The 14,107-nt window shown below is 65.2% G+C and carries 13 protein-coding genes and 1 pseudogene; 3 read left to right on the top strand and 11 right to left on the bottom strand.

What is annotated here, in order from left to right; genetic code table 11:
* Window positions 1–2: 2 nt before the first annotated feature.
* The 4 genes from ACFLEY_RS11520 to ACFLEY_RS11505 all read right to left on the bottom strand — a co-directional run bounded on the left by ACFLEY_RS11520 (window position 3) and on the right by ACFLEY_RS11505 (window position 3,965).
* The gene (locus ACFLEY_RS11520; RefSeq protein ID WP_063921642.1) at window positions 3–770 is read right to left on the bottom strand and encodes an ABC transporter ATP-binding protein; all 768 of its coding nucleotides are present in this window, start codon (window positions 768–770) and stop codon (window positions 3–5) included.
* A 29-nt stretch (window positions 771–799) separates the two neighbouring features.
* A complete protein-coding gene (locus ACFLEY_RS11515) occupies window positions 800–2,110 on the bottom strand; it encodes an ABC transporter substrate-binding protein (RefSeq protein WP_060908545.1) in 1,311 nt (436 codons plus the stop codon).
* Window positions 2,111–2,205: 95 nt separating this feature from the next.
* Window positions 2,206–2,910 carry a hypothetical protein gene (locus ACFLEY_RS11510; RefSeq protein WP_060908546.1) on the bottom strand — a complete coding sequence of 235 codons (705 nt, stop codon included), beginning with the start codon at window positions 2,908–2,910 and terminating at the stop codon, window positions 2,206–2,208.
* A gap of 29 nt (window positions 2,911–2,939) precedes the next feature.
* Window positions 2,940–3,965 (bottom strand): ABC transporter substrate-binding protein, encoded by a 1,026-nt coding sequence (locus ACFLEY_RS11505; RefSeq protein WP_028176158.1) that lies wholly within the window; start codon window positions 3,963–3,965, stop codon window positions 2,940–2,942.
* A gap of 139 nt (window positions 3,966–4,104) precedes the next feature.
* Here ACFLEY_RS11505 and ACFLEY_RS11500 point away from each other — a divergent pair, with 139 nt between their 5' ends.
* Window positions 4,105–4,554, top strand: coding sequence for a cupin domain-containing protein (locus tag ACFLEY_RS11500; RefSeq protein ID WP_028176159.1), 450 nt, complete (start codon window positions 4,105–4,107; stop codon window positions 4,552–4,554).
* A 56-nt stretch (window positions 4,555–4,610) separates the two neighbouring features.
* Here ACFLEY_RS11500 and ACFLEY_RS11495 read toward each other — a convergent pair whose 3' ends face one another.
* From ACFLEY_RS11495 to ACFLEY_RS11470, 6 genes and pseudogenes are all read right to left on the bottom strand, one after another.
* On the bottom strand, window positions 4,611–5,384 hold the full coding sequence (locus ACFLEY_RS11495) for an anti-sigma factor (protein WP_060908548.1): 774 nt from the start codon (window positions 5,382–5,384) through the stop codon (window positions 4,611–4,613).
* A pseudogene (locus tag ACFLEY_RS11490) lies at window positions 5,381–5,897 on the bottom strand (sigma-70 family RNA polymerase sigma factor). The gene ACFLEY_RS11495 and the pseudogene ACFLEY_RS11490 overlap by 4 nt, the downstream one beginning before the upstream one ends.
* 40 nt (window positions 5,898–5,937) lie before the next feature.
* Entirely contained in the window at window positions 5,938–7,407 is a 1,470-nt protein-coding gene (locus ACFLEY_RS11485) for a YncE family protein (protein ID WP_060908549.1), read from the bottom strand.
* A gap of 9 nt (window positions 7,408–7,416) precedes the next feature.
* Window positions 7,417–7,953, bottom strand: a complete 537-nt coding sequence (locus ACFLEY_RS11480; protein WP_211433574.1) for a DUF305 domain-containing protein — start codon at window positions 7,951–7,953, stop codon at window positions 7,417–7,419.
* A 101-nt stretch (window positions 7,954–8,054) separates the two neighbouring features.
* Window positions 8,055–8,843, bottom strand: a complete 789-nt coding sequence (locus tag ACFLEY_RS11475; RefSeq protein WP_011089227.1) for an ABC transporter permease — start codon at window positions 8,841–8,843, stop codon at window positions 8,055–8,057.
* On the bottom strand, window positions 8,843–9,661 hold the full coding sequence (locus tag ACFLEY_RS11470) for an ABC transporter ATP-binding protein (RefSeq protein ID WP_011089228.1): 819 nt from the start codon (window positions 9,659–9,661) through the stop codon (window positions 8,843–8,845). The genes ACFLEY_RS11475 and ACFLEY_RS11470 overlap by 1 nt, the downstream gene beginning before the upstream one ends.
* A 144-nt stretch (window positions 9,662–9,805) precedes the next feature.
* On the opposite strand from ACFLEY_RS11470, the gene ACFLEY_RS11465 reads away from it, so the two are divergent.
* On the top strand, window positions 9,806–10,588 hold the full coding sequence (locus ACFLEY_RS11465; protein ID WP_060912661.1) for an ABC transporter ATP-binding protein: 783 nt from the start codon (window positions 9,806–9,808) through the stop codon (window positions 10,586–10,588).
* Window positions 10,585–12,144, top strand: coding sequence for a glycine betaine ABC transporter substrate-binding protein (locus ACFLEY_RS11460; protein ID WP_060908551.1), 1,560 nt, complete (start codon window positions 10,585–10,587; stop codon window positions 12,142–12,144). The genes ACFLEY_RS11465 and ACFLEY_RS11460 overlap by 4 nt, the downstream gene beginning before the upstream one ends.
* A gap of 191 nt (window positions 12,145–12,335) precedes the next feature.
* On the opposite strand, the gene ACFLEY_RS11455 is transcribed toward ACFLEY_RS11460, so the two are convergent.
* Window positions 12,336–14,048 (bottom strand): sulfatase-like hydrolase/transferase, encoded by a 1,713-nt coding sequence (locus ACFLEY_RS11455; RefSeq protein WP_060908552.1) that lies wholly within the window; start codon window positions 14,046–14,048, stop codon window positions 12,336–12,338.
* Window positions 14,049–14,107: the final 59 nt, after the last annotated feature.

The raw sequence follows: 14,107 nt of genomic DNA, 5'->3' as shown, positions 1-14,107 counted from the left end.
GGCTAGCCTCCCGCGCGGCGGCGCGCTTCGGCAGCCGCGGCCTGCGTGGTCTCGGCATCGGTGCCGAGATAGACCTCGATGACCCGGGGATCGCCCGCGACCTGGCTCGGCAACCCTTCCGAGATCTTCTCGCCGTGATCGAGCACCATGACGCGATCGACCACCCGCATCAGCACGCCCATGATGTGCTCGACCCAGATGATGGTGATGCCGAGCTCGTCGCGGATGTTGCGCAGCATGTCGGCGGCCTGGTCCATCTCGGTCTCGTCAAGGCCGCCGAGGCTTTCGTCGGCGAGCAGCAGTTTTGGCGCGGTGGCGAGCGCTTTCGCCAGCTCGAGCTTCTTCAGCCCGGCAGCGCCGAGGCCGTCGACGCTGGCATGGCGGTCGGTCGGCAGGCCGACCATGGCCAGCGACCGCTCGGCCGCTTCCTCGGCCTTGATGCGGCTATGGCGGCCCTGGCCGTAGAAGCCGGCGAGCGCGACGTTCTCGAAGATGGTCAGGCGGCGGAAGGGGCGCGGAATCTGGAAGGTACGGCCGATGCCGCGGTTGATGATCCGGTGCGGCGCGAGGCCCGCGATCTCGTGCCCGGCGAACAGGATCGACCCGGAGGTCGGCGCCAGCGTGCCGGAGAGCATGTTGAAGATCGTGCTCTTGCCCGAACCGTTCGGACCGATCAGGCCGAGGATCTCGCCCTGGTCGACCCGAAACGATACGTTGTTCACGGCGGTGAAGCCGCCAAACCGCTTCACCAGCCCGCTGACTTCCAACACAAAAGCTCTCCGTTTCTTCGCGTGTTGCGCTACTGGTTGCTGTAGGTGGTGCCCTTCGGCAGTGGCAGCACGGCCTCGCGCTGCGCCTGGCTCTTGGGCCACACCACATGGGACTTGTCCTCGAGATACTGGATCACGACGGGGAACGAGCGCTCGTTCTGCCCTGCCATCGGCGTGCCTTCGCCGTAGAACTTGACGCCGAAGCCGAGCATGGTGCCGCCCTCGGGAATGTCGGTGTCGAGCGCCGCCTTGCGCAGCGCGTCGGGATCGACCCCGCCGTATTTTTTGATCGCGCGCGGCAGCACATCGCTCATGAACACATAGGTATTGGACGCACCGATGCCGACATGGGCGGAGCGGATGGCGACGCCGGGCCTGATCTTGTCGAACTCCTCGCCGACCATCTTGATCACGGGGGGAAGCTTCGGATCCATGGTCTTCTGGTTGGCGAGCCAGATCGAGATCGGGTCGGTGTTGAAGATGTAGGTGGCATCCGCGCCCATGCCCTCCTTCAGCTTCTCATAGACGCCGTAGCCGGCGCCATGCCCCATCAGCGCGCCGAACTTCAGCCCCTGCTCGCGGGCCTGCCGCAGCAGCAGCGTGATGTCGGGGTTGTAGCCGGTGTGGAAGATTACGTCGGGCTTGGCGCGCTTCAGCTTGGTCACCAGCGACGAGAGATCCGGCGCGGTCGCCGAATAACCTTCCTTGATCACGACGTTGAAGCCGGCCTTCTTGGCGCCCGCCTCGTTACCCCTGGAGACGTCGACGCCATAGGCGCCGCCCTCATGGATGATGGCGACGCGCAGATCCTTCGGCTCCTTGTCGAACTTCGCCTTGGCGTTCTGGGCGATGAAATCCATCGTCATCATGCCGAACTGATCGCCGCTCGCCTGCGGACGGAAGACGTATTTGTAGCCCTTCTCGTTGAACACGGCGGACGAGATGCAGGTCGTCATCCACATGAACTTCTTGAGCTGCTCGACACGGGCCGCGACCGGCACGCATTGTGCCGAGGAGAAGAAGCCGAGCACCATGTCCACCTTCTCCTGCTCGAGCAGGCGGACGGATTCGTTGATGGCGACGTCGGGCTTGCTCTGCGCATCGGCATAGACCGCCTCGATCTTGTAGCCCTCGACGCCGGTCCTGGCGAAATGGTCGAGGATGATCTTTGCACCGATATAGCCGAGCTCAGAGCCGCCGCCCGCGAGGGGGCCGGTCAGGTCGAACACCACGCCGATCTTGATCTTCTTCTCCTGGGCCTGGGCGGAGACCGCCCAGCCCGTCGCTGATATCGCGACCATAAGCCCCCGTACCAAGCGGGCAGCCATGCGCAGGCGCATCTAAACCTCCCTGGACGATTGTGCATTGCATTCGTCTTGCTTTTGCTTTTTCGCCCATCACATGGGCTGCGCGCAGCGATGTCAAGCCTCGCGCGTCAGCGCGAGGCGAACTGCTGCGCGACGAAGGCCGTGACAAATCGCGGCATGGTAGGTGTGAGATCATCCATCCCGCGCACGAGATGAATGGCCGACAACTCAGGTTCGGTCTCGCGCGCGAGATTGGCTTCGATCCGGGCACGGATCGCCTCGCCCGGCATGTCCAGGTTGATTATCTGAATCATTGCAATCGCATGGCCACTGACGACGCAGTGCCAGTCGGTTTCCGCCGCGTAGTCGGCCGCGGTCAGGCCGGTCTCCTCGGCGAGCTCGCGGACGACGCTGCCGGGAATGTCGAGCACACCGTCCCTGACGTCGTCGAGATCGGGCGTGCCGGAGGGGAAATAGATGCGGCCGGCATTGGCGGTGTGCTGCGCCATTTCGCCCATCACGAAGGCGCCGTCGGAGGCGCGCAGCGCGCCCATGCCGAAACCGTTGAACACGGCGGTGTCAGGGAAGCCCCAGTCGCGCCAGGCGAGGAAGCTCGCGAAATCGGTCTCGAAATAGGTCGCGGCGAGATGGCCGTCCGCGAACACGGCATCGCGCCCGAGCAGGACGCGGCCGTTCCAGATTTTCGGACGCTCGCGCTGCTTCTCGGCAAAGTGCGCCGCGATCTCGGCGCGCCGTTCCTCGGCGAACGGCCAGATGATTGGCCGCACGGCGAGATCAAGCGTCGTGACGCGATGAATGACCGGGGACGTCATGAAGCCTGGTTACCACGCCTTCGCGTCAGTTATTTGGCGCTCCCCGTGGTCTTCTTGGCCTGCTCGACATACCTGTTGGTAAAGGTCTTGCTGACGTCGATCTTGGCGTTGGCGACCTCGGGCGAGCCGACGCTGAACACGGCGAGCACGGCGTCCGCGCCCTTCGGGTCCATCTTGCCGGTCTCGGAGAACATCGGGATCGTGTTCTTCAGCGCGGCGAGATAGAGGTCCTTGTTCTTGCCGACGGTCTCTTCCGGCATCTTCGCCATGATCTCCTCAGGCGAGTGCGAGTGAATCCAGGCCAGCGTGGCGAGGATCGCATTGGTGAGCGCCTGCGTCTCCTTCTCGTGGCCGTTGACCCAGGCCGCGGTCGAATACAGCGCGCCGCCCGGATATTCGCCGCCGAACGTCTCAAGCGTGTCCTTCTGGGTGCGGGTGTCGCTGAGAATGCGCAGATCCTTGTGGCTGCCCTGGAGCACCGTGACGGAGGGATCCAGCATCACGGCTGCGTCGATCTGCCCCTGCTCCATCGCGGCCACCGCGGTGGCACCGAGGCCGACGCCGATCACGGCGGTGCCGGCGGGATCGAGGCCATTCCTCTTGAGCATGTATTTGAGGAAGAAGTCGGTGGAGGATCCGGGGGCGCTGACGCCGACCTTCTTGCCGGCGAGATCCTTGATCGACTTGATTTCGTTCGTGTGCGCGGGCGAAACCACCAGCACGAGGCCGGGATAGCGGTCATAGACGACGAAGGCCTGGAGCTCCTGCTTCTTGGCCGCCAGGTTGACGCAATGGTCGAAATAGCCGGAGACCACGTCGGCGCTGCCGCCGAGCACGGCCTTGAGCGCATCCGAACCGCCCTTGAGGTCCACGAGTTCGACATTGAGGCCGGCCTTGTCGTATTCGCCGAGCTGCTTGGCCAGCACCGTGGGCAGATAGCACAGGCAGGAACCGCCGCCGACCGCGATGGTCACCTTGCTTTGCGCCGCGGCAAGACCGGTGGTGAGCGTCAGCGCAAGCAGCGCGCCGGCGAGCCTGGCAATCGTGTTCTTCATTGGTTTCCTCCGTTCGGCCGGCGGCACCATAGAGCAGCGGGACAGGCTTGAGAAGCACTGCCTAAGTGCGACTCGCCATCAGCCTTTGGGCGCAATAGCATGGCCAAACAAGAACAATTCCTGATGGGGAGAATCATCCATGAATCGCCTTGCCGCCGGACTGTCGATCGCCGCCGCCTTTGCCGCCGGATGCGGCGCAAACCAGTTGCTCCGGCCGGCGCTGGCCGCCGAGAACGTCACCGCACAGATCATCCACACCGGCGAGATGGAAGGCGACGCGCTCGGGCCCGCCAACAATGTCGGCTATCGCTCCAAGATGTTCGCAAGCGCCGACGGCGCCACCATCTCGATCCAGGTCGGCAATGTGCCCAAGCACCTGCATCCCAACACCAACGAAATCCAGTACATCCTGGACGGGACCGGGACGATCTGGCTCGGCGACAAGGAGGTCACGGTGAAGCCGGGCGACCTCGTCATCATCCCCAAGGGCACGCCGCATGGCGGCACTAAGCCGATCAGCGGCCAGGTTAAGGCAATCGCGATCAAGACGCCGCCGCAGGCGCCCGACGATACCAAGCTGCTGGATTGAGCATTCGCGCTGCCGGGGCTCGCGCGACGCGCGGGCCCGTCCACTGAATGTCCCGGCTAGATCGGGCGCGCCTGCTTCCTGATCTCGTTCGCGATCGGCTTGAGCGTGTCCGTCGGAAGCTCGCCGACGAGCGTATAGCCCATGCCGCCGTCCGCCCAGGCGAAACCCGCGACATCACCGATCGATTGCGGCAGCATCGGCGTATCCTGTCCACCGCGGCTCATCGGGCGCGTCAGCACGACAAGGCGATCGCCGCGATCGTCGTCGTACATGAACATCGCGGCCGGACCGTGCGAGGTCGCAACGAGACGACCTCCCATCAGCCGATAGCCGGACACGGAAAGATCCGGCACCTTGACCGGCTGCTTCAGCCGGTTGGAGACCCATTGCGTGAGCTCGGCACTGTCGGACGCACGTATCTCGACCGGCCGCACGCGGTCCGGTGCATAGACGCCGTAAGAGTAGGCCGCCTCCTGCGCCAATGCGGACAGTCCGTTCGAGCCATCCTGCAACAGGCTGCGCATGGTCCAGCCGCCGAGACCGCCGATGCTCAGGAGCAACAGCGCCGCGATTGCCCACCATGCGTGCAGAGGGCGCCGCTTCCGGCTCTCGATCATGTGCGACAGGTTCAACTCGGCCGGCAATGGTTCATCGGCGATTGACGCCAGCGCGCTGCGCAACTGCTCGCGCTGGGCGGCAAAGGCCGCGACGCGCCCGGCGACATCCGGGTGATCGTCCAGATAGGATGCGACCTCCGCACGACGCTCAGGCTCGAGCGCGTGGTCCACAAAGGCGTGGAGATCGTTTTCCGTGATCGGCCGTTGGCTCATTTCATGCTCCGCAATGCCACGACGTTCCCCGGTGCAACGCCGTCCATCTCCTGCAGCAGCCGCTCCCGCGCACGCGACAGGCGCGACATCACTGTCCCGACCGGGACGTTCAACACGTCCGCGGCGGCGGCGTAGGAAAGATCCTCGACTGCAACAAGCAACAACACAGCCCGCTGCTCCTGCGGCAGTCTCGCAAGCTTGTTCAGGACATCCTGATAGATCAGCCTGTGCGCCTGCGCTGCCGCACTGACAAGCTCGCGCTCGCCGGCATCGTCGATCGGCATATGCCTGCCCCGCGCTGTTGTCTGGCGAAATTGAGTGACCGCCAGATTGTGGAGGATCGTGAACAGCCAGGCGCGCACGCTGCCGTCGCGCCGCTGGTGCCAGCGGCCGAGGGCCCGCTCCAGGCAATCCTGAACCAGATCGTCGGCGGCCGCGATCGCGTACGAGGGCGCGCGCATAGCGGCGGAGCGTGGGGATCAGTGGCTCGACCTGAACCAGCATGTCCTTCATGAGGCGCTCCGCCTGCTCTTCGTTGCCGCCCGACGGTGCGTCATTGCGTCTCGATCTGGACCGCCTCGCCGGGCCCGGCCGCGTCTCCGGAGGCGATCACCAGATATCGCTTTCCAGCTACGGCGGACTGATCGACGATCTGCCGGATCGGGCCGGCCGCGTTGACGATGGCCGATCCGGCCGGATTGGTCATGAACGCCGCCAATGGCTGTAGCGGGCCGCTTCCGTCACTGCGTTCCGCCAGCGCCAGCACATATTTCTGCCTGGGCTCAAGTCCCGTCACCGAAGCCTGCAAGATCTGGATCAGGCCCTGATCGAACAGCGAGACGCTGGTCGGCGCCTTTCCGTCCTTCGAACCGTCCCTGGATGCAAGCGCGAGATGAGCGACCTTGCCGGCAACGCCGAGGAGCTGCAGGTTCTGGTGGTCATCCGGATTGGGAGCCGCGCCCGGAACGTAGGCAATGGCCTGCGGCGCCTGGCCGATCGGGACATTCGCCACCACGCTGTTGGTTGCGGTGTCGATCGCCGCGAGCGCGTCGGCGTTCTCAAGCCCGACATAGATGCGCGTGCCGTCACCGGACGGCCAGACGCCGTGCGGCAGATTGCCGACCGGGATCGTCGCGACTTGCGAGAAGTCGTCGGTGCGGAACACCTTCACCTGGTTCAGGCCACCAATAGTGACGTAGGCAAATGTCCCCCTGGCAGTGTGCGCGAAATTGACGTGGTTGGTGATCGGACCGGTATCGATCGTCCTGATCGGGTTGAACGGCGGCCTGGCGTTGAACACCTGCGTCCTGCCCGTATCCTTCAGCGTGAACCACACCTGGTTTCCATCCGGCGTCACCGCGATGTTCGGGCAGAACGGGCTCTCCTGCTTCACCCTGGCGATGATCTTGTGCTCGGCGACCGCGACGACGTCGGTCTCGGGATTGAAGGACGAGCAGATGTAGGCGTATTTGCCGTCCGGTGAAAACATCTGCATGCCCGGCCCGCTGGGGGTGGTGATGCGGCGTTTTTCCTCAAAGCTCTGCGGGTCGATCACGGAGATGTAGTTTTCGCCGCGAACGGTGACCCACACCTCCTTGCCGTCCGGCGTGAAGAACGCCTCGTGCGGCGACCGCCCGATATAGGTCGTGTGCTTGACCGCATTGGTCGCGGTGTCGATGAAGGTGACCGAGTTTGAGCCGATCGACACCACGGCAAGCGTCTTGTGATCGGGCGAAAAGCCCATGCCATGCACGAGAACCTGGCCCTTGTAGAGCGGGCTGAAATTGCCGGGCTGCGGGTCGCCGAGCCGGATCACCCCAAGCAGCTTGTTGTCGACCGGGTCGGTCACCGAGACCGTGTTCGAGAGCTGCTCCGCGGCATAGACGCGGTCGTGATGGCTGATCGGAATATCGGGTGAGGACAGCGCACCCGGCGCCTGCCCTGCCCATGCGGCTGAACCGGTTGCAAGCATGGTGGCCGCCAGGAAGATGCTCTTCCCGATGCTGCTTCTCGACGTCTTCATGTGGCGCTCCTACTTCTTCATTCCGGCGGACATGTCCATCTGCATGTCCGGGTGATGATGGACGCTTGCAACGGGGCCAGACGGCGGCTGGGTCGGGGCGGGCGTCGTATCGGTTGCCGGTTCGCCGATCGCGAGCTTCATGGCCGCGATCTCCTGCATCTGGTCGACGATGATTTCCTGGGCAATGCGCCGCAACTGCTCGTTCTTGCCGTAGCGCAATTCGATGACCGCCATGTCGATCGCACCCTGATGATGCGGATTCATCATCGCGACGAAGTCGCGATCGACGTCGCCCGTCGGCTTGGCAGCCATGTCGTTCATCATCTTGGCCATGGCGGATTCGTTTTCTTCCAGGAACGCACGCTCCTCCGCGCTCAGCGCAGCCGGCGGGTTGGCCGGATGGGCTTCATGCGCGAATACGAGCGGAGGAATTGCGAAGGCGACGAGAATGCGTGCGCCGATGAGTGCCATGCCAAGGCCGGGCCTTGGCCATCGGCATCTGCCTGCGAGCGCCGCAACGAGGCGATGAAACTGTGACCGGTGCATCCTGAACTCCCATGCAGGTGGTTGCATGGGGGTATGACGCGTGGGCGCGCGTTCTATTCCGGCCGGTCAATCACATAAATGTCAGCAGGACAACGCGGCGGCTAGCCACGTCCATCCAACGCTGTTGGCCGCCACACCAGCAAGCGCCGCTCCACCAGCGTGACCCCGAAGTCGATCAGGATGACGAAGGCCGACAGCACGAACATGCCGGCGAACACGCCGGCGACGTCGAACACGCCTTCGGCCTGCTGGATTAGATAGCCGAGGCCGGCCGCCGATCCCAGATACTCGCCGACGACGGCGCCGACCACGGCGAAGCCGACCGAGGTGTGCAGCGAGGAGAACATCCAGGACAGCGCCGACGGCCAATAGACGTGCTGCATCAGCTGCCGCTCGCTCATGCCGAGCATGCGGCCATTGTCGAGCACGGTGCGACTGACCTCCTTGACGCCCTGATAGACGTTGAAGAACACGATGAAGAACACCAGCGTCACGCCGAGCGCGACCTTGGACCAGATGCCGAGGCCGAGCCACAGCGCGAAGATCGGCGCCAGCACCACGCGCGGCAGGGCGTTGACCATTTTCACGTAAGGGTCGAACACCGCGGCGACCAGCGGCTGGCGCGCGAACCAGAAGCCGATCAGCACACCGCCGAGCGATCCGATCACGAAGGCAAGGATCGATTCCGCGAGCGTGATGCCGAGGTGCTTCCAGATCACGCCGGAGGCAAACCACTTCACGATCTGGCTGAACACGTCGAACGGGTTGGAGAAGAAGAACGGCGGCAGCACGATCTTGCCGAACACGGGGACGGTCGACAGCACCTGCCACAGCACAATGCAGACGACTGCGACCAGGACTTGCAGCGCAAGCAGCGTCGGGCGCGACATCAGACCGCCTCCGCCGCTTGGGTGGATTGCGCGTAGCCCTTCATCACCTCGTCCTTGAGCACGCTCCAGATCTCGCGGTGGAGCGCATGGAATTCCTTGTCCAGGCGCACCTCGAAGATGTCGCGCGGGCGCGGCAAGCCGACGCGCCAGTCGCCGATGATGCGCGAGGACGGCCCCGCCGACATGATCACGACGCGGTCGGCGAGCGCGATCGCCTCTTCGAGATCATGGGTCACGAACAGCACCGCCTTGCGGTCGGCGTTCCAGAGATCGAGCAGCAGATTGCCCATCACCTGGCGGGTCTGTGCATCGAGCGGCCCGAACGGCTCGTCCATCAGCAGGATCTTGGGATCGCGGATCAGAACCTGCGCCAGCGCCACGCGCTTGCGCTGGCCGCCCGAGAGCATGTGGGGATAGCGGCCCGCGAAGGCGCCGAGGCCTACGGACGTCAGCCATTTCTGCGCCCGCGGCAGCGCCTCGGCGCGCGGCGTGCCCTTGATCTCGAGCCCGATCGCGACGTTGTCGAGCGCGGTCTTCCAGGGGAACAGCGCATCGGCCTGGAACAGATAGCCGGCATCCCGGTTCAGCCCCGCGAGCGGCCGGTCGAAGATCTTGACGCTTCCGGCCGCCGGCTTCAGCAGCCCGGCCGCGACGTTGAGCAGCGTCGATTTCCCGCAGCCGGTCGGGCCGACGATGGCGACGAACTCGCCCTGCGCGACCGAAAGATGCGCCTTCTCCACCGCCGTATAGACCCGTCCGTCCCCCAGCCGGAACGCAACCTTGGCATCTTCCAGCGCCACCGCCGTAGGCGTTGTCATGTGTTCCCTCCGAATTTGGTCCGATGCCTTAACCGCTCGCGCGGCCAAGTTCAATCAATCCGCCAAGCGTGCTACGCATGGGCTTCGTCGCCTCCTTCACCCTCCCCTGGAGGGGGAGGGTAAGGAAGAGTGAGCCCCGTCCTGATGCTTTCCAAGCCCGCCATCAGCTATTCCCATGTCACCAAGAGCTTCGGCTCCCTCAAGGCCGTGGACAACGTGTCGCTGGACATCGCCGAGGGCGAGTTCGTGGCCATCGTCGGCGGCTCGGGCTCGGGCAAGACCACGCTGCTGCGGCTTGCCAACCGGCTGATCGAGGCGGATCTCGGCACCATCACGGTCGAGGCCGAGGACGTGCAAAACATCGATCCGGTCGCGCTGCGGCGCCGGATCGGCTACGTCTTCCAGAGCGGCGGGCTGTTCCCGCACTTGAGCGTCGCCGACAATATCGGGATCACGCCGAAACTGCTGGGCGCACCGGCAGCGGATATCGCAGCGCGGGTCGACGAATTGCTGGAGCTCGTGCAGCTCGACCGTGCCGCGCATCGTGACCGGCTGCCCGAGGCGCTCTCGGGCGGCCAGCGCCAGCGCGTCGGCGTGGCGCGGGCGCTCGCGGCAAAGCCCCGCATCGTGCTGATGGACGAGCCGTTCGGCGCGCTCGATCCCCTCACCCGCGACGCGCTCGGCGACGACTATCGCTCGCTGCATCGCAGGCTCGGCCTGACCACGGTCATGATCACGCATGACATGACTGAGGCGATCCTGCTCGCCGACCGCATCGCGGTGATGCGCGGCGGCAAGCTGCTCGCGCAGGGCACACCCGCGGAGCTCTCCACGAGCACCGACGCCTATGTGCTGGAGCTGCTGCGCACGCCGCGGCGCCAGGTCGAGCGGCTGAACGCGCTGCTGCCGCAGAGCGGTGCGGCATGAGCCTCTTCACCGATCCACGCTGGGGCGAGGCGCTGTCGCACCTGCCCGACTATCTCGGCAACCATGTGCGGGTGAGCCTGGCCGCGCTGGCGCTCGGCCTCGCCATCAGCCTGCCGCTGGCGATCCTGACACGCAACCGCCCGGCGCCGCGCGGCATCCTGCTCGCGCTCGCCAGCATCGTGCAGACCGTGCCGGGACTGGCGCTGCTCGCGCTGTTCTATCCGTTGTTGCTGGCGGCGGCGTCCCTGACGCTCGCCTGGTTCGGAATCTCCTTCTCGGCGTTCGGCTTCCTGCCGGCGATGCTGGCGCTGGCGCTGTATTCGATGCTGCCGGTGCTGCGCAACGGCATCACCGGGCTGAACGGCATCGACCCGGCGCTGATCGAAGCCGCTGAGGGCGTCGGCATGACCGCGCGGCAGTCGCTCGTCCTGGTCGAGCTGCCGCTGGCGCTGCCGGTGATGATGGCGGGCATCCGCACCGCCGCGGTCTGGGTGATCGGCACCGCGACGCTCTCGACCCCGATCGGGCAGACCAGCCTCGGCAACTACATCTTTGCCGGGCTCCAGACCCAGAACTGGGTATTCGTGCTGTTCGGCTGCCTTGCCTCCGCCCTGCTGGCGCTCGCCGTCGATCAGTTGCTCGGCCTGATCGAGAGCGGCCTGCGCCGCCGCAGCCGCCTGCGCACCGGGTTCGGCGCGGTCGGGATCGCGGCACTGGTCGCCGCAACGCTGGTGCCGACGATGGGCCGCTCGTCGCAGGGCTATGTCGTCGGGGCCAAGACGTTTGCCGAGCAATATGTGCTGTCCGCGTTGATGAGGGACCGCCTCCAGGCGGCGGACCTGCCGGCCACCGCGCGGTCCGGCCTTGGCTCCAGCGTGATCTTCGAGGCGCTGAAGGCCGGCGACATCGACCTCTATGTCGATTATTCCGGCACGCTCTGGGCCAACCAGCTGCATCGCACCGACATCAAGCCGCGCGCCGAACTGCTCGCGGAGCTGAAGACAGCCCTCACGAAAGAGAACATCACCCTGCTCGGCGAGCTCGGCTTCGAGAATGCCTATGCGCTGGTGATCCCGAAAAAGCGCGCCGGGGCGCTTGGCATCCGCACCATCGCCGATCTCGCCGCGCACGCATCGGCGCTGTCGATCGCCGGCGACTACGAGTTCTTCTCGCGCCCCGAATGGGCGGCGCTGCAAAAGGCCTACGGCCTTCAATTCCGCGCCCAGCGCCAGATGCAGCCGGATTTCATGTATGCGGCGGTCGCCAGCGGCGAGGTCGACGTCATCGCCGGCTACACCAGCGACGGGCTGATCGCGAAGTACGACCTCGTTGTGCTCGACGATCCCAGGCACGCGATCCCGCCCTACGATGCGATCCTGCTGCTCGCACCCAAGCGCGCCGGCGACGAGCGATTGCAGGCCGCGCTCAGACCGCTGCTCGGCAAGATCGACATCGCCACCATGCGCGAGGCCAATTTGCGCGCCAGCGGCAACGACGCGAATTCGTCGCCGGATGCGGTGGCGAAATGGCTGTGGGGGAAGGTGGGCGGGCGGTAGGCCTGCGCTATTTATTCGGTGTCGTCCTGGCGAAGGCCAGGACCCATTCCCCAAGGCTTGGTTATGTGGACGGTACTAGCAGCTCGCTCGATTTGATAGATCACGCGGTATGGGTCCTGGCCTTCGCCAGGACGACATTGGAGAGACATGGACGCTCCAAGAAACGCCCCCTCGCAAAACGCGTCAGAGCGCTACAGCCCCCGGATCATCCCCGCATTGATCAGCAGCCGGTTGAGCCGCCGCGCCTCGGCGCCGTCCTTGCAGCCGTAGAAGATGCCCTTGCAGCGGAGCATGATGTCCTTTTGCACGGCGAAGGACGGGTCGAGCGGGATGCCGGCCGCTTCCTGGATCACCAGCGGCAGATAGGGCCCGTCGATCGTGTCCATCACGGCTTCGCTCTTCACTGGCTCGAAATTGACGGCGTCGATTGCGTAGTAGGTCGCGTAGAGACGCGGATCGTAGGCGTCGAGCTTCTTGCCGATGGCGCCTTCGTCGAGCCCGGGCTCGAGGATGTTCGGCGCAAACTCGGGCTGATGGTCGCCATAGCGCACGATCAGGAAGGGCTCGCCGGGAAACGTCTTCTTCAGCCCGGCGACGAAAGCCTTGTACTGCTCGGCGCTCATCGCCTGCCGGCGCAGATATTCGTCGATGGACGCCACATTGCCCGGCGCGCGCCAGTTCGGCAGCAAATCGGGACGGAAGCGCGTCTCCCAGGGGAAATGATTGGCGCCGAGATAGATGAAGGTGAACAGCGGCTTGTTCGGCGTCCGCTCACCCATCAACCGGAGCGCCTTGTCGTAGAAGAACGAGTCCGGCTCGACGTCCTTGGCGCCGAGGTCCTTGGAATCGAGGAAGCGTTCGACGCCGGTCGTCATCTGGAAGCTGCGTGCGCCCATGAAACCGCCATAGGCGGGATAGAGCGACAGGGTGTCGTAGCCGCAGCGGCGCAGCGCCAGCGGCAGGCCGCGCTCGACGCGGCCGGTTGCGATACGCGTCACGAAATACGCGAAGCGGCCGAACGAGCGCGAGGAGAGGCCGGCGAGCACGTTGTATTCGGTGAACCAGCTCGGCCCGCCATTGCTCTCGGCCAGAAAAGTGCGCTGTTTGCCGTCCCATGACTTGAAGTGGCTGCCATAGCCCTGCGGCACCTTGATGCCCTGGGCGGCGCGGATGTCGAAGCTCGATTCATCATGGATCATGATGATGTTCGGCCGGCGGCCCGTGGGATGGCAGGCGTCCACCAGCGGCATGTTGAGCCGCTCGTTGGTCGAGGCGGCCGATTCCATGAAGCCGTACTGCGCGAAGTCGGACACCGCGCTGACGCCGGAGCGGAAGAACTTCGAGAGATAGCCGTCGTCGTAATAGCCCCGCCAGGCCTCGTCCGGATGATAGAGCGAATAGCCGACCAGCGCGGCAAGACAGGCGAGCTTGCAGGCGAGCGCCGGCAGGCGGCGGATGCGGAACGGATCGAGCCACCACAGCGCATACATAAGCGGCAACGTGACGAGACCGGCCAGGATCACCGACCAGCGCAAATTCGGGAAGATAGTGAACAGGAACGCGACGGTGTCGCGGTCGATCATCATCAGGTCGATGAAGTTGACCGTCATCTGCACGACGTCGTGCTTGAGCCGCGACAGCAGCACCAGCACGACGACCAAGGTCAGCGACAGCGCGCCCGACAGCGCCGGCCGGCGCAGCAGCGTGATCCAGAAGAAATTGAGGATGCCCCAGGCGAGCACGAAGGAGAGGCGCGAGCCGAAATCGGTCTCGGTCTCGTACATCAGCGCGAGCGCCGCCAGATGCGGCGCGGCGACCGCGAGCAGCCGCCAGATGCCGAGCGCGGCAACGCTCGCGAGCACGGCAGTCGTGGCAGAAGGACCTGGATTGGGCGCGGACGCCATCGACGACACGCAACAGCTGGTCCGGCACGATGATCCTAGCCGTCTGGCCGGCCCGAAGG

The organism is Bradyrhizobium sp. YCK136 (genome assembly GCF_044570075.1).
Classification (GTDB): domain Bacteria; phylum Pseudomonadota; class Alphaproteobacteria; order Rhizobiales; family Xanthobacteraceae; genus Bradyrhizobium; species Bradyrhizobium diazoefficiens.
Note: the sequence above shows the minus strand (reverse complement) of the source record. Positions and strands in the feature narration are given on the sequence as shown.